This window comes from Acinetobacter sp. YH01024 (assembly GCF_013420195.1).
In the GTDB taxonomy this organism is placed as follows: domain Bacteria; phylum Pseudomonadota; class Gammaproteobacteria; order Pseudomonadales; family Moraxellaceae; genus Acinetobacter; species Acinetobacter amyesii.
In genome coordinates this window covers 1-16663 of the sequence record NZ_VOYQ01000030.1, presented here as the reverse complement: position 1 = coordinate 16663, position 16663 = coordinate 1, and the positions used below count along the sequence as shown (strand labels likewise).

The following is a 16663-nucleotide window of genomic DNA, read 5'->3' as shown; positions in this document are numbered from 1 at the left end:
TCGGGGAAATAATCATGTTTAAAACAGTTTTAATTGCAAACCGTGGTGAAATTGCTGTTCGTGCGATTCGTACATTAAAGAAACTCGGTGTTCAGTCAGTTGCCGTGTATTCAGAGACAGACCGTTATGCACAACATGTCTTAGATGCAGATGTGTCAGTTTCACTTGAAGGTGTTAAACCTGCAGAGACTTATTTAAGTATTGAAAAACTGATTCAAGCAGCCAAACAAACCGGTGCTGAAGCTATTTTTCCTGGTTATGGCTTTTTGTCAGAGAGTGCTGACTTTGCCCGTGCATGTGAGGAAAATGGTATCGCCTTTATGGGGCCAACGGCTGAACAAATTTTAGAATTTGGTTTGAAGCATCGTGCGCGTGAATTGGCTGCTGCAGCCAATGTGCCTATGACACCGGGCACAGGTTTATTGGCAAGTTTAGATGAAGCACTCGCATCTGCGGCAGAGATTGGCTATCCCGTCATGCTGAAAAGCACCGCGGGTGGTGGCGGGATTGGTTTAACCCGGTGTGATGATGAGCAATCATTAAAAGATGCGTATGAAAGTGTAAAGCGTCTAGGCGAGCAGTTCTTTAAAGATGCGGGCGTGTTTCTCGAACGTTTTGTCGATAAAGCTCGTCATGTCGAAGTACAAATTTTTGGTGATGGTTTAGGTCAAGTCGCTGCTTTTGGTGAGCGTGACTGTTCCTTGCAGCGCCGTAACCAAAAAGTGGTGGAGGAAACACCAGCACCGCATTTACCAGAAGCAACACGTCAAAAATTGCACCGTGCTGCCGTAGAGCTCGGTCAATTGGTGAAATACCGCAGCGCAGGCACAGTTGAGTTTATCTATGATGCTGCCCGTGATGAAGTGTATTTCCTTGAAGTGAATACCCGTTTGCAGGTTGAACACCCAGTCACTGAAATGGTGACAGGATTAGATCTGATTGAATGCATGCTTAAAGTGGCGGCAGGTGATGCTCTGGACTGGGAAAAACTCAGCAATATTCAGCCCAATGGTGCTGCCATTGAAGTGCGAATTTATGCGGAAGATCCAGTGAAAAACTTCCAGCCAAGTCCGGGTGTACTCACAGATGTGTATTTCCCTGAAGATATTCGTGTGGATACTTGGGTGTCTACAGGGACTGAAATTTCACAATATTTTGACCCGATGATTGCCAAAATTATTGTGCATGCTGCAGACCGAGACAGTGCGATTGCTAAGTTAAAAATAGCCTTGGCGGAAACCCGCTTGAATGGCATCAGCACCAACTTAGACTATGCACATACCGTAGTATCAGATGCACGCTTTGAAAATATGCAAATCTGGACACGTCTACTGGATGATTTTAAATATGTGCCAAATGTGATTGAGGTGCTGCAACCAGGTACACAAAGTACGATTCAGGATTATCCGGGGCGTGTGGGCTATTGGGATATTGGTGTACCACCATCAGGCCCGATGGATGATTATGCATTTCAGTTGGCCAATCAAATTGTCGGTAATCCAAAATCGGCAGCAGGCTTTGAGTTTACCTTACAAGGGCCGAGTCTAAAATTTCATGCAGACAACATTGTAGCCCTTGCAGGTGCGCCATGTAGCGCGACTCTAGATGGTGTGAATGTCGATTTTTGGCAACCGATCAGCATCAAAGCAGGGCAAACATTAGTACTTGGACAAGTTGAGTCGGGTTGCCGTACTTATCTTGCGATCCGTAACGGGCTAAATGTACCTGAATATCTAGGCAGCCGCTCAACCTTTGCATTGGGTAATTTTGGCGGTCATGCAGGGCGAGTGCTGCGTGCAGGTGACATGATTAAAATGGTCAATCCAAGCTTGCCTTTAGATGGATTGGAAATTGCAACAGCAGCACCGCAAGCTTTAGCTGCAGACCGTATTCCAAGCTATGGCAAAGAATGGAAAATTGGTGTGCTCTATGGCCCGCATGGCGCACCAGATTTCTTTAAACCTGAATATATTGAAGAATTTTTTGCTTCAACATGGAGTGTGCACTTTAACTCAAACCGTTTAGGTATTCGCCTAACTGGCCCGACACCAAGCTGGGCACGTGAAAATGGCGGTGAAGCAGGTTTGCATCCATCCAATGTGCATGATTGCGAATATGCCATTGGAGCAATTAACTTCACTGGAGATTTCCCAGTGATTTTGGCGAAAGATGGCCCAAGCCTCGGTGGCTTTGTTTGCCCAGTGACGATTGCCAAAGCAGAACTTTGGAAGATTGGTCAACTTAAGGCGGATGACAGCATCAGTTTCTATCCGATGAGTGTGGAACAAGCCAATGTCTTGGAAGCTCAGCAAATTGCCGATATCCAAAACTTTGCTCAAGCACCTGAAAACTCAGAGGTGGCAAATTTTGAATGTAAGCCTGAAGGGATATTGGCTGTGCGTGAAGCTGATGCACATGCGCCAAAAGCGGTGTACCGTCAGGCAGGTGACAGTTACATCTTGCTTGAATATGGCGAAAACGTCCTCGATTTGGCTTTACGCTTACGTGTCTATCGTTTGATGCAGCTGATTCGTGAAGCGAACATTGATGGCATCTTAGAGCTTTCTCCAGGTGTGCGTTCACTGCAAATTAAATATGATGGATTGCGTTTCAGCCAAGCGAATTTGATCCAGTTTTTATTGGGACTCGAAAATGAGATGGGCGATTTGAGCCAAATCAAAATTCCATCACGAATTATTCACTTGCCGATGACATTTGAGGATTCGGCCACTTTAGGGGCTGTAGAACGTTATCAAGAAAGTGTCTGTGCAAAAGCGCCTTGGTTGCCAAATAACGTCGATTTCATTCAGCGCATTAATGGCTTAGACAGCCGTGAGCAAGTCAAAGACATCATTTTCGATGCCAATTACTTGATTTTAGGTTTGGGCGATGTGTATTTAACTGCACCTTGTGCTGTGCCAATTGATCCACGCCATCGTTTACTCAGCTCGAAATATAACCCTGCACGTACGTTTACCGCAGAAGGCACAGTTGGTATTGGTGGAATGTACATGTGTATCTATGGCATGGACTCACCAGGCGGTTATCAATTGATTGGTCGTACCTTGCCTATTTGGAATAAGTTTAAAAAGAACAAGCAGTTTAGCGATCAGCAATGGTTCTTACGTTTCTTTGACCAAATTAAATATTATGAAGTGACTGAAGCTGAACTTGATCAATTTCGTGCTGACTTTGCCAATGGTGTGGCTGAAATCAAAATTGAAGAAACAGAGTTTGATTTTGCAGCTTATCAAGCCTTTTTAGAAACAGAGAAAGACAGTATTGCCGAATTTAAAGCACAGCAGCAGCAGGCATTTACAACTGAAGTTGAACGCTGGAAAGATGAGTTCGATGCACCTGCGGAAATGGAAATCCTGCAAGATGATACCGACTATAGCCAATTTGCAGCCTTGAATGCATCGATGACCGGCAACATTTGGAAAATTTTTGTCGAAGCTGGACAGTCTGTGAAGAAAGGTGAGACTGTAGCCATTATTGAAGCGATGAAAATGGAGCTTCCAGTCTATGCCGATGATGATGGTATCGTGAAAGCGATTATCTGCCGTGCAGGACAAACGGTACATAGCGGTGAACCGCTGGTTTATATGGAATAAACATGACCACAACCACCATTGTTGGGAAAAGCTCAGACAACTTGTCTGAGCTGGTTTTCCAAAAAATAAAAAACGATATTTTTGATTTCCAGCTCAAACCGGGCGCACGTTTTACCGAATCTGAAATTGCTGAATTGTATGAAGTAAGCCGTACACCCGTACGGCAGGCTTTATACCGTTTACAGCAAGATGGCTATGTAAGGGTGCATTTTCGTAGCGGTTGGGAGGTGAAGCCACTCAATTTTAAAGCCTATGAAGAACTCTATGATTTACGGATTTTGCTGGAATGCTATGCCATTGAGCAGCTCTGCAAAATGGAAACAGAACAACTCAAACAGGCTTTACAGACATTGGTGAATTTGTGGTGTATTCAGCCCGAACAGTTTTTGCATGATTTAAAAACTTTATCGATGCAAGATGAAGCATTTCACTGTCAATTGGTTGAGGCAATCGGTAATAGTGAAATGGCGAAAGTGCATCGGGATGTGAGTGAAAAAATCCGTATTATTCGACGTTTAGATTTTTCTAAAGATTATCGAATTGAAGCCACTTATGCAGAGCATCAACAGATTTTACAATTGATCCTTGGACATAACGTGACAGCGGCATTGGAGAAAATGCGCAGCCATATTCAGCAAAGTAAAGAAGAGGTGAAAAAAATTACTTTGGAAATGTTGGCGCGAATGGCATAGAAGTATTTGCAAAAGATCTACCTCATGGAAAGTCTTGGAAAATATGCATTTTACGAGTCAATCTGTGTCGTTCAGGTCGCGCTTAGAGCTACTAATATCTATATTCATTGGTTAATATGATGGAGCAAAATAAAAAAAACCACGAAGGGGAGGTTCTATATTTCAACTTTAGAAAACGCGATTTCTTTGGCGACTGAACGCCATTTCGGACAAGTCGATAAAGCGGGACAAGCCTATATTCAGCATCCACTTCGTGTGATGCAAAATGTGCAGCATCTTGATGCTAAAATCGTCGCTGTATTACATGACATTTTAGAAGATACTGCGACAACGACGGATGAGCTTAGTGCTATGGGTTTTCAAGCGCATATTATTGACGCGATACTGGCACTGACTAAAACAGCAGGTGAGAACCGATTTCAAGCTGCGCAGCGTACCGCTAAAAATGCAATTGCTTGTGAAGTAAAACTCAGTGATTTGTATGACAATATGGATTTATCTCGCCTAACAACGGTCACAGCAAAAGATCGACGTCGTTATCATCAATATTTAAAAGTTAAACGTAGATTAGAGCGTGCTCGGAGCGTCCATTTACATCTGATCGATTTAAATCTAACAACAGATTATCCGAGATTGCAATTTCAAAGTTCACAGCAAAATTTTCAATATCTGCTCAATGCGATGTTTGATCTTCAGCATTCATTAGGTGGCATTCAGATTGGAAGTCCACAGGAGTGGTGGATTTTATTTGAAGATGTCAGTGCATATTTTGCATATTGCCAAAGAAAGGGAGTGGTTCCTAACCAAGCAACGTTCTTCGATTTAATTTTAAACACAGATCGGGACTATTTCGGTGGCATCTTTCAATCTGAACAAGATCGGCAATTATTTTTCTCTATGTTTAACGTCTTTATGCAAAATCATTTTTATCGCGTGGAAACTGAAGGCTGATTAGATAGATTGCATCAGCAATAGAATAAAATCACCTTTGATTGATGAATTTTATCTAGATAATTAGATGCTGAGTGTCATTTAAGAATATCTCGAAATGCTTAATTTCGAGATGTTTAAAGTGATTCCATCCATTGACATCTCCAATGAAGCATGATGCCATGCTTGCTGAACCTTATGCCTCAATCCTACATGACATCATGGTGGCTGCAGGGTTTATCATTCCAACTTTGGTGTTGATGTGGTTGTATAAACGCAGTGAACGCCTTAGCCAAGCTGGATAAAAAAGCCCTCACATTTGAGGGCTTTTAGTTATTTTACTTCGGGTAAATCAAACCAAATCACTTGAGCATCTTCAAGCGCTTCAATTTGGCTATCTTCTAAGAACGCAATTGCACCACCAGCTTCAACTTTATGTTCAGCAATTTGCACTGAACCTGAAATAACATGGATATAGTTGATATGCTGCGTTGCATGGATATCTAAAGCTTGACCTTTCGTCAAAAATGCAGATTTAACTTCCGCTTGCTGGCGAATATGCATAGCTGCATTGTCATTTGGACCGACAATTAAATGCCATTGATTGGGTTGATCGCGTGGATCACATTTAATTTGTTGATAGGTCGGTTCAGCATCACGTTCATTTGGAACGATCCAAATTTGTAGTAAATGTACATCTTCATCACCTTGGTTCATTTCGCTATGACGCACACCTGTACCTGCGCTCATCAGCTGCCATTCACCCGCAGAAATGCCACCATGGTTGCCCATGCTGTCTTTATGCGTAATGGTACCTTTTAACACACAGGTCAAAATTTCCATGTTGTCATGTGGGTGTTGACCAAAACCTTCATGTGCTGCAATTAAGTCATCATTAATTACACGAAGCGCACTAACGCCCATGTATTTCGGGTCATACCAGTTACCAAAAGAAAAGCTGTGTTTAGACTCAAGCCAGCCCATTTTTACGTGACCACGGTTTTCACTTGGATGTAAAAAAGCATTCATGGCATTCATCCTTATCTTAATTATTGAACATATGCCTATTTTAGGATTGAACTAAATAGTGATATATAGTTTTTTAGCGACAATTCATCCTATTTTTGCAACGCTCAGCCAAGATAGAGTTTTTTGTTATACATAAAGGCGCAACTATAAAAAAAGCCTGCACGAAGCAGGCTTTTTTAAATATGACTAAAATTATTCTAAGAATTTAACAGTCACACCAGATTTCACTTTCTTACCTAAGTCATTTGCATCCCAGTTAGTCAAACGAATACAACCGTGTGATGCTGTTTTAGAGATAGCAGATGGGTTCGGTGTACCGTGAATACCGAATGATTTTTTGCTCAAGCCAATCCAGATATTACCAACAGGACCATTTGGACCAGGTGGTAAAGACAATGGTTTTCTGTTGTTGCCTTGAACAAAGTTAGAAGGTGAGTAGCTGTACCAAGGATTTGGTGCAACACCTGTAACTTTGTATGTACCTGTAGGTGATGGCGTATCTGAACTACCAATCGTTGCAGGGAATGAACCGATCATTTGGTTGCGGCTATTAAACAAGTAAAGTTGTTTCGCGCCTTTATGTGCAACGATTAAGTGAATATCTTCAGGAACTTCGTTACGAATATTCGCAACTAAGATTTTTTCACCAGCTTTTTTAAATGTCGCTTTTGGATTCAACTTTTTCAAAAAGTCTTCGTCCATGTGGAATTTTTCACCCAACATTTCAGTCACACGTGTGTAGTACAAGCCTTTCATTTTTGCTTGTAATGCATAGTCGTGTGGAATTGATGCTGCATAAGGACCTTTCAAGTCTGCATCAGTCAACGTGTATTCAATGAATGCAGGTTTAGAACCTTGTTTCGCAATCAGCGCATCCCAAGTTTCTTTAGTTAAAGTCCCTGTAGGTTTCAACCCATTCATTTGTTGGAATGAAGCGATCGCCTTTAGGGTATTTTTACCACTGGTACCATCAATTGCACCCGGTGAAGCATGTGCATTATTGAGCATGACATGCGCACGTGCATAAACAGGGAATTGACCTTTACCAATGTTGTCATACCACTGAGCATTATTTAGGTCATTTAAACCCCAAGCAACTTTGGCAGCAGGCGAAGTTGGTGTTGGAGTTGTAGCAGTCGATGTAGCAGGTGCAGCACCGATGTCGGCTTTAACATCTTCTGATTGTTGCAGGCTGTCTAAAGTTTGCGATGCTTGGTTCAGATCTTCTTGTTCTTGAGCGCTAATCTGGCTAGTTGCAGATGAAGCTTCAGTCGCTAACGGATCAATGGGATCCTGAACTGCAACATTAGTCACTTTTTTTGGCGTTAATGGTTGTTCAGCAGTAGATGCGGCAATAGCTGTACCAGCAAATATGCAACTTAGGCTCAGTGCGAGCATGGTGCGAACGAACATGTAATTCAACCTTAAGAATTATTCATTTACTGTGTATTAAAAACTGGCTAAGTATTACAGAAAAAAAGTGGAGATGCAGTAGTTGTTTTGTGTAAATATCATTTTTGGCACTCAACATGATCGGTTTTTAAATGCATGAGAAGTTATTATATTTACGACCTTTTTGATATGATGATGCCAATATCGAATTAAGTTGGGAAAGTGAATGACGACCTTAAAAAATGATCGTTTCTTGCGTGCCTTATTACGTGAACCGGTAGATGCAACTCCGGTTTGGATGATGCGTCAGGCTGGCCGTTATTTACCAGAGTATCGTGAAACACGTGCACAAGCGGGTGATTTCCTATCCCTTTGTAAAAATACAGAATTTGCTTGTGAAGTTACTTTACAACCTTTGCGTCGTTATGACTTAGACGCAGCCATTTTATTTTCAGACATTTTGACTGTACCTGATGCGTTGGGTTTGGGACTGTATTTTGAAGCAGGTGAAGGTCCGAAGTTTCATAAAACTGTACGTACCGAACAAGATGTACTGAATTTACCTAAGTTTAATGCCAAATCTGACTTAGATTATGTCATGAATGCTGTGACTACGATTCGTTCAGCATTGGGCGGACAAGTTCCTTTGATTGGCTTCTCAGGCAGTCCTTGGACATTGGCAACCTATATGGTGGAAGGCGGTTCAAGCAAAGATTTTCGTTTTACCAAACAAATGATGTATGCACAACCTGAAGTACTGCATGCTTTATTAGACCGTTTGGCTGTGGCGGTGACTGAATATCTCAATGCGCAGATTGATGCAGGTGCCCAAGCCGTACAAATCTTTGATAGTTGGGGTGGGGCATTAGCACACCGTGAATACATTGAATTTTCACTAAACTACATGCAAAAAATCGTGGCAGGATTACAGCGTGAAAAAGATGGACGCAAAGTTCCTGTGATTTTGTTTACCAAAGGTGGTGGTCAATGGTTAGAGCCAATGATTGCAACGGGTGCAGATGCCTTTGGTTTAGATTGGACTACGCCATTAAATGTGGCGCGTCAAACAGTCGCAGGCCGTGCAGCATTGCAAGGCAACTTAGATCCAGCAACATTATATGGTTCGCCTGAAGCGATTGCGAAAGCGACGCGTGCCATGTTAGATGATGCATATGCCAACGGTGAAAAAACTGGTTATGTGGCGAACTTAGGTCATGGTATTACTCAGTGGGTAGATCCAGCCAATCCAAAAGCCTTTATTGATACGGTACACGAATATAGTGCCAAGTATTTATAAGGCTTCAAGGAAATAGGTTTAGGATTCAACCGTGGTCAAGATGATAAAATCATGTTTTGAGTTCTCTTATAAGGCAGCTTCGGCTGCCTTATTTGGGATATTACTGTTGATTGCTTTTGCATTAACAGCAGCAATGGGAAGTCAGGAATATTTTGGCTTTTTCCGTTATGACTATTTATTGTTTTATGCACTGATCATTCAAGTGTGTTTGCTCTGCTTAAAACTTGAGTCTTGGGCGGAAGCCAAAGTCATAGCACTGTTTCATATCCTTGCAATGGGGATGGAAATATTTCTGACCCATCCACACATTGCCTCATGGCAATATCCGCAGCCTGCCGTTTTCAAACTGCTGACCGTGCCATTATTTGCAGGTTTCATGTATTCGGCAGTAGGAAGTTTCTTTGCACGTTCGTTACGTCTATATCAGGTGTCGTTCAGTAACTTACCGCGTTTTGGCAATATGCTGTGCTTAGCCGTTTTGTCATATCTTAATTTTATGACCAAATTTTTTGTGCCAGATATTCGTATGCTTTTGTTTGCTTGGAGTGTGGTGATCTTTTGGAAAACCAAGCTCAGTTTTCAATTACAAAATCATGTGATTCAGTTGCCCATGTTACCAGTACTGTTGATTTTGGCATTTTTGATTTGGATTGCAGAAAATATCAGTACCTTCTATCAAATTTGGTTATACCCAAGTCAGGTCGATGCATGGCATATGGTCGGTTGGGGGAAACTTGGTTCTTGGTATTTGTTGCTATTACTCAGTCTGGTTTTAGTACTCAAAATCCTTGGAAAACGTGATGAAAATGGTACTTGGTTGCTCAAAAAATAGTGAAAAAGAACGTATTATTTTTAGCCAAAAGTTTTAGATGAAAATGTTTTGCCTTATCTAAAAGATCAAGTTAATCTACAGGTGTGTAATCAAAATTACACATGTTTTAATAATTAAAAACAATGGAATAAAATTCCCTGGAGAAGTGCTATGTTAAAAAAATTAGCTTTAGTTGCAGTCGTTGCACTAGGTTCTACAGCTGCTTTTGCTGACCGTGACGTAGGTTGTGGTGTTGGTTCACAGGTGTGGGCTGGTCAATCAGGTAAAATTCCTAAAATTTTAGCTGCGACTACCAACGGTATTTTTACTAACCAGTTACTTGGTATTACTTTTGGTACTTTAGGTTGTAGCGGTACTGGTACAGTGACTGCTCAAGCGGTAACATTTACCAATGAAAATGCTGAATCACTTGCTCGTGATATGGCGGTTGGTCAAGGTGAGAGCCTGAATGTTTTGGCTGAGCTTTTAAACATCCAATCAACAGATAAAGCACGTTTCTTTGCTGTGTCTAAAGCAAATTTTGCTGAAATCTATTCAGCTGAAAACCAGTCTTCTCTACAAGTACTTGCTTCATTACAAAGCGTAATGGCGAAAGATGAAGTACTTAAAGCATACGTTTAATCGATGCTTTCAAAACCCTGTCTCTCGGCAGGGTTTTTTATTATCTAAAATATATAAAAATGGATTTGAATATAACTGAATGAAATCAATTGCTTTATTTTGTACCTTTATGATTCCGAGCATCTTATATGCTCAGCAAGTTGTAGATCGAAACCTCTCTAAAACTGTAGAGGTGCAGCGATATATTGAACTTGCACAATCAAAAAAACTGTCTGAACACATCAGTTGGCAACGACTTTTATATACAGATCATAAAGGACAAAGTGAAGTTGCCTATACAGGTTATTTTTTAGCTGAAAATGGCCGCCAAAGTGCTCAAGCTGAATTAGAGGCAGATGTCGCTGCACTGTTTAAAACCGCCGAACCTAATCAAGCCTTTCGTTGTCGTTTCCCTGCGCGTAGTCAGTGGCTGATGCAAGAGTTAGCCATCCGTTCGGAGCAGTTACCAGTGGTAAGTTGCCCTGAGTTTGATGAATGGTTTGGGAAAATTAAGCCGTATAAAGCGACATTAATTTACGCCACAGACTTTATGGGTAATCCAAGTTCTATGTTTGGACATACCTTATTGCGTCTCGATCCGAAAGATCAAAAAGAGCTAAATTTGGTGTCCTATGCCATTAACTATGCAGCGACAGTTGCAGGTGAAGATAACTGGTCTTATGCATGGAAAGGCTTAACAGGACAGTATCCTGGTGAATATTCCTTGATGCCGTACTACCGAAAGGTGAAAGAATATGGTGATTTTGAAAGTCGTGATTTGTGGGAATATGAGCTAGCACTGACCGAGCAAGAAACCAGTTATTTGGTTAAACATCTTTGGGAAATGCAAAATGTCAGTTTTCCCTATTATTTTGCCAGTGATAACTGTGCATATCGATTATTGGGCCTAATGGATTTGGTTCGCCCGACACTGAATTTAACCGAAAAATTTAAAGTTGCTTCCATTCCCGTTGAGACGATTAAAGCGATCAATGATGAACAACTGATTCAAGCAGCGGTGTATCGTCCTGCATTAGAAACGCAGCTTTTATCACAAGCGCAGCAACATGGATATCGTTTAGCACGTGAAGCGCATAAGCTCGCTGAAATTGAACCTGCGATGATGTCGACAGCACTCGCTCAGTTTAATGAAGCAGAGCAAGCGAAAATATTAGAAATGGCGTATGACCATCTGTATTTATTGCTGATTGGTCGAAAAGTGAGTGCGGAAGAAACGCAGCCTAAATTGCGTCAAATCTTGGCCTTACGTAGCCAATCTTCACAACCCAAACAACGGACTGAACCTAAGCAGCCAAGTCTAGACCCAGTCAATGGACATCATGCGCGAAATTTTTCAGCCGCAGTAGGCGAAGTTCAAGGTGAAAAATATATCGAACTCGGGCATCGTCAGGCATATCATGACTTGATCGATCCGCAAGGTGGCTTTCGGATTGGTACGCAGTTGATGTTTTGGGATGGCTCGATCCAATATCGAGACGACCAACTCAAACTCAATCATTTTGATTTTTTATCGGTCAATTCTTACAACCCGATCACGCCATTTAAAACACCGCTAAGCTGGGGTTTTAATTTTGGCTGGCAGCAAGTGTCAGTAGATGCAGGTCAATTTAGCGAAACGGAACAACATGGTGTAGCTGAATTAAAAGCTCAATCTGGATATAGCTGGGCCAATCAGGAACGCACACATTTGTGTTATGTGCAGTCTCAAATGCAGGTGCAGGGCGGCAAGTCACTAGATGATGGATGGCGAGTGGGCCTTGGGCCGACATTGGGTTGCCAAAATATTTGGTCGGAAAAATTCAATAGTTTGGTTCAGGCAGAGCTTCCGTATTGGGAAGACACACATCAATGGAATCTGAAACTCGATGCTGAATTACAATATATCGTCAACCAACAAAATGCTTTAAAACTAGGCTATGAATACCAGCAGCAAGATGATCAAGATTGGAATAAATTGAAATTGAGTTATGTATTTTTCTATTAATTTTTAAGATAGATAAAATATGAAATATCAAATAAATTTGTTTTTTTATGTAAGTAAAGCAAGGTATGATTGCTAGCTTTGTAATAGCTGTGGTTTGTGTCACCGAATGAATCAAGAATGTATTACAGGTCTAAGTCAGGCTTGGAAAGATATTTGTGATCAATATACTGAAAATGAACATCTTGCAGCATTGCAATTTATCCAAAGGCATGTTGAACATTTAGTTACTGTTTTTTATGAACAAATGTCACGTGAGCCAGAGTCAGCTGAATTTTTTAAAGACGATATCATTCAAAAAAGGCTCATCGACACTTTAAGAAAATGGTTGTTAGAAACGTTTAATGTCGCACTGAATGGTGAATTTGAAAGCTCAGTCAAAAGACAGCAGAAAGTTGGAATGGTACACGCGCGTGTTGGTATTCCGTCATGGTTCATCATACGTGGTGTGCGTGAAATAGAACGTAAAATATTTGAAATTTTAGAGTTAAACCAAACACAAAATATTCTCCATATGTGTAGTTATATTGTACAAATTATGGGGTTCAGCACTGAAATCATGTGCCGATCTTATGAGATCAATACGGAAAAAAACCAAGAAACAAAACACAATTATCGCTTATTTTCTGCGATGCAAGATGTAGCAGTGCATAAAGATAAACAACGTGGTTCATTGCTCGATTGGGAAAATGAACTGATGTTTAAAATCTTTTCGGGCAATGTTGGTTTTTATCATCCCTTATTTTCAAAATCAGAGTTTGGGCTATGGTTCATTCATAAAGCGGCATATGCTTTTTCAGGTTCAGATCAGGTGCAACTGATTATTGACCGAATTTATGAAGTCGATCAATTAACCCAGCAAACGATGCAGATGACGGAAAAAGATCAGCTGCAACAGTTGATTCAACAGATTCGTGAATTGAACCGTGAAATTCAGCATTTAGTCGATCAACTATTTCAAGTGGCTGAATATATTGAGTCTGGCAATGATTCTTTAACTCAACTTCTGAACCGTCGTTATCTCAGTACTATTATTTCACGTGAAATTACCTTTGCGCGGCAAAATGAAACGCCGTTGTCTTTGCTCGCCTTTGACGCGGATTATTTTAAAATGATCAATGATAAGTTTGGTCATGCGGCAGGTGATCTTGCACTTAAATTTATTGCCGAAGCCTTACAGCGTTATAGTCAAGGTAGCGATTATGCATTCCGTATCGGTGGGGAAGAGTTCTTATTACTCTTGGTGGATACTGGTGTAAACCGTGCGATGAAAATTGCAGAAAATATTCGCCAATATATTGAAAAGGGCCTGATCCGAACGGCACAAGGTCAGCAATTTAGTTTTACCGTAAGTATTGGTTGTGTGCAGTATGATGGACATCCTGACTATCAGCGCTTTTTAGATGCAGCAGATCATGCCTTGTACGCAGCAAAAAATAATGGTCGAAACTGTATTCAAGTCACAAAGCATTTGTCGTATATCTAATTCATCCTGAGAATAAAAACTCCCACATATGGGAGTTTTTTTTATGGGTAAATACGCTTTATGCGAGATGTACCGTAATTTAAACTTCGACAACCACATAGTATTTTTTGACGGCTTCGACAACTTCAAACTTGCCCTGAAACGATGGGGGAATAATGCCCGCTTGGCCAGCGGAAACCTCGATATATCCGCCTTGTTGATCATGAATACGTACTAATCCTTCAAGGATAGTAAAAAACTCTTGTTTGTTCGGTGCAAAGACAATATTCCATGCGCCAACTTCACATTGCCAAATCCCGCAGTCCATATTGGGGTGTACATACAGGCTTGCAGTTTCACGTTTGGGATTGCCCTGAACCAAACGGTCTGGGCGAGGGAAGTCTATGCTGTGTTTGGCTTGCGCTAAACCCTGACCGGCAATATATACATCTGACATGATTCATCCTGAAAATAGTGCTTTGCTATCAAAGCAAACGATTTGCGACATTAAAACACAAATAAAAAAGGCCTCAAGAGCTCGAGGCTTTTTTTATGAGTGCTAACGCTGAATGTTCTATTAATAGCTTTCAGGCACAGCACTTAAGAATTCACGGCGTTCTTCTTTATTGGTTTTAAAGTCACCGACAAAAGAAACGGTACGTGTTGTAGACTCTTGTTTACCTACACCACGCATCATCATGCACATGTGAGCTGAATCAATCACCACAGCAACACCACGTGCACCAGTCACTTCAGCCACAGCTTCAGCGATCTGCTGAGTGAGGTTTTCCTGAATTTGTAAGCGACGGGCAAACATTTCTGTAATACGTGCAAATTTTGATAAACCTAAAACATTGCCTTCTGGGAGATAAGCAATATGTACGCGACCATAAAAAGGTAATAAATGGTGCTCACACAAAGAATAGAATTCGATATTCTTAACTAAGACCATTTCACGGTTATCTGATGGGAAAACCGCATTGTTGGTCACTTCTTCAAGTGTCTGGCTATAACCAGAAGTAAGATATGAAAAAGCTTTAGCAGCACGCATAGGCGTATCTTTAAGACCCGGGCGATTCAGATCTTCACCAACGGCAGTTAGGATATTTGCGTAGGATTGCTGCATAGACATAAGACGTGTTCACTTACACTGAGAGATTGAACAAGGACGGCATTGTAGCAGAAAACTATTACAATGCCTTCTTTTGGAGTTAAATCCGATTATTGTTTAAACTGTGGGTTCTTTTCTGCACGTTTAAGCAGAACCAGTACAGCACCTGTGCCGCCTTGTTTTTCTGGGGCGCTCACAAATGCCAATACATCACGATGTTGACGTAACCAACTATTTACATAAGTTTTTAAAATTGCTTCTGGACCTTTGCCATGCACAATTTTAATGACGTTTTGATTGTCATCTTTCGCCATTTGAATAATTTGCAGCACGGCAGAACGGGCTTCTTCAACAGTGCAACCGTGTAAGTCGACAGCTTCAAACCAACGTAGATTACCAGCTTTTAAATCTTCAAAAACTTTATGTTGTAAGGTTGCAATGCGATAGCTTAAAGCAGCTTGACTGGCAACAGGGTTGAGCATCGCTTGCGTATCAGAAAGTAATGCATCATCTGTTTCCATAGGACCAATTGCAGCAGCACGTTTAGCCAACGTTTGCGCATCAGGTTTTTTACGACCCACTTTTTCCATTTTTGCAGTATTTCCTGCATTCATTTTTTGAACACCTTGCATTTGCTTTTGGAAAAGCGCGAAGTCTTCTTCCTGCTCTTGTTCAACAGTCTTTGGCGTTGGCTCAGGCTGTTTAGCAATCGTAGAGGAATGTGGATTCGTAATTTGCTTTTTAAAAGATTTCAGTAGGTTGTACTGATCTTTTGAAAGCGAAGAATCGTGTTTGCTCATAATGAAAAAACGGGAAATATACAAAAATTTAGAGCAATTATAGCCTTAAATGGCACTGATTTGAACTGGAAAGACTTTATATCAAGAAGATCTCTTAATTCATTACAAGTCCTATTTGGGCTTCAAAGTTGAATTAATTAATTTAATAACTTTTTTATTTTTATATTGTTCTGCAAGAGCTAATGCTGATTGTTCTTCATTAAATTTAGAAAGACACACGATTTCGGTTGAAGCGCCTTTTTCAAGTAAATAAGAAATTATCTGATATTGATTTAGGCGAATAGCTTTACCTAATGGGGAGCATCTAGTGAAATAATATGTTTGTGGTTCAACTTCATCTACTACAAGTTCATTTATTTTTCTCAGCTTCATTTTTTTGATGAAAGAAATATCTGTGTGCTCGATTGCCGCCATAATTAAGGTGGTATCATAAAATTCATTGTTTTCACCTAAATTTAAATATTCAAGATACAAATTTTTGGCTTTTTCATAATTATCAATATCATTTTTCTGTGTCAGGTTCTTTATCGCATTTTGGAAAAAATCATTCATATCATCAAAATCATTTATTGCTGCATGGAACATGAATAGATTTATTAAATATGGCTCATCAGCTAAATTCTTTTTCAATAAATGAGGGTTATCTTTATAAAAAATCTGTTCAAAATGATATAATTTTTCCATGGAAAAAGGGTGCGATTTAATATTGATTGGTTTTGATAAAGAATTTTTATGTTCTTTAGAAATAGAAAAATAGGTTGAATTTTCAATATTGAACCGTACCGGGTTTGTCGGAGACTCAGTATTCTGAGAGAATGTTCCGATGACCAAATTAAAATATACCCCTGAAATCAGAGAAAGAGCGGTTCAATTATTGATTGAATCTGAAAAAGACTATC

The 16663-nt window shown here is 40.5% G+C and carries 14 protein-coding genes and 1 pseudogene; 9 read left to right on the top strand and 6 right to left on the bottom strand.

Going from position 1 to position 16663, the window contains the following annotated elements; all coding sequences use genetic code 11:
• Positions 1-14: 14 nt before the first annotated feature.
• The 4 genes and pseudogenes from uca (at position 15) to FTT88_RS12155 (ending at position 5541) form a co-directional block, all read left to right on the top strand.
• Positions 15-3614 carry an urea carboxylase gene (uca, locus tag FTT88_RS12170; RefSeq protein ID WP_180173957.1) on the top strand — a complete coding sequence of 1200 codons (3600 nt, stop codon included), beginning with the start codon at positions 15-17 and terminating at the stop codon, positions 3612-3614.
• A 2-nt stretch (positions 3615-3616) separates the two neighbouring features.
• The gene (locus FTT88_RS12165) at positions 3617-4306 is read left to right on the top strand and encodes a GntR family transcriptional regulator (protein WP_180107134.1); all 690 of its coding nucleotides are present in this window, start codon (positions 3617-3619) and stop codon (positions 4304-4306) included.
• A gap of 159 nt (positions 4307-4465) precedes the next feature.
• Positions 4466-4867, top strand: a pseudogene (locus FTT88_RS17375) (guanosine-3',5'-bis(diphosphate) 3'-pyrophosphohydrolase); the annotation flags it as partial.
• Between the two features lie 536 nt (positions 4868-5403).
• On the top strand, positions 5404-5541 hold the full coding sequence (locus tag FTT88_RS12155; protein WP_180173956.1) for a hypothetical protein: 138 nt from the start codon (positions 5404-5406) through the stop codon (positions 5539-5541).
• Positions 5542-5569: 28 nt separating this feature from the next.
• On the opposite strand, the gene FTT88_RS12150 is transcribed toward FTT88_RS12155, so the two are convergent.
• A complete protein-coding gene (locus FTT88_RS12150; RefSeq protein ID WP_180173955.1) occupies positions 5570-6265 on the bottom strand; it encodes a pirin-like bicupin family protein in 696 nt (231 codons plus the stop codon).
• 192 nt (positions 6266-6457) lie between these two features.
• Entirely contained in the window at positions 6458-7678 is a 1221-nt protein-coding gene (locus FTT88_RS12145; protein WP_180173954.1) for a L,D-transpeptidase, read from the bottom strand.
• Between the two features lie 205 nt (positions 7679-7883).
• On the opposite strand from FTT88_RS12145, the gene hemE reads away from it, so the two are divergent.
• The 5 genes from hemE to FTT88_RS12120 all read left to right on the top strand — a co-directional run bounded on the left by hemE (position 7884) and on the right by FTT88_RS12120 (position 13874).
• A complete protein-coding gene (gene hemE, locus FTT88_RS12140; RefSeq protein WP_180088027.1) occupies positions 7884-8954 on the top strand; it encodes a uroporphyrinogen decarboxylase in 1071 nt (356 codons plus the stop codon).
• Positions 8955-8994: 40 nt separating this feature from the next.
• Positions 8995-9786: a DUF817 domain-containing protein gene (locus FTT88_RS12135; RefSeq protein WP_180109405.1), complete on the top strand. Its 792-nt coding sequence runs from the start codon at positions 8995-8997 to the stop codon at positions 9784-9786.
• 150 nt (positions 9787-9936) lie between these two features.
• Positions 9937-10407, top strand: a complete 471-nt coding sequence (locus FTT88_RS12130) for a DUF3015 family protein (RefSeq protein WP_078190276.1) — start codon at positions 9937-9939, stop codon at positions 10405-10407.
• 79 nt (positions 10408-10486) lie between these two features.
• Positions 10487-12391, top strand: a complete 1905-nt coding sequence (locus tag FTT88_RS12125) for a DUF4105 domain-containing protein (protein ID WP_180173953.1) — start codon at positions 10487-10489, stop codon at positions 12389-12391.
• 106 nt (positions 12392-12497) lie between these two features.
• Positions 12498-13874, top strand: a complete 1377-nt coding sequence (locus FTT88_RS12120) for a diguanylate cyclase (protein ID WP_180042362.1) — start codon at positions 12498-12500, stop codon at positions 13872-13874.
• A 79-nt stretch (positions 13875-13953) separates the two neighbouring features.
• On the opposite strand, the gene FTT88_RS12115 is transcribed toward FTT88_RS12120, so the two are convergent.
• From FTT88_RS12115 to FTT88_RS12100, 4 genes are all read right to left on the bottom strand, one after another.
• A complete protein-coding gene (locus FTT88_RS12115; RefSeq protein ID WP_078191972.1) occupies positions 13954-14310 on the bottom strand; it encodes a cupin domain-containing protein in 357 nt (118 codons plus the stop codon).
• Positions 14311-14430: 120 nt separating this feature from the next.
• On the bottom strand, positions 14431-14979 hold the full coding sequence (folE, locus tag FTT88_RS12110) for a GTP cyclohydrolase I FolE (RefSeq protein ID WP_171262632.1): 549 nt from the start codon (positions 14977-14979) through the stop codon (positions 14431-14433).
• Positions 14980-15074: 95 nt separating this feature from the next.
• Positions 15075-15764 carry a Smr/MutS family protein gene (locus tag FTT88_RS12105; RefSeq protein ID WP_078190270.1) on the bottom strand — a complete coding sequence of 230 codons (690 nt, stop codon included), beginning with the start codon at positions 15762-15764 and terminating at the stop codon, positions 15075-15077.
• A gap of 111 nt (positions 15765-15875) precedes the next feature.
• Positions 15876-16448, bottom strand: coding sequence for a hypothetical protein (locus FTT88_RS12100; RefSeq protein ID WP_180173952.1), 573 nt, complete (start codon positions 16446-16448; stop codon positions 15876-15878).
• Positions 16449-16663: the final 215 nt, after the last annotated feature.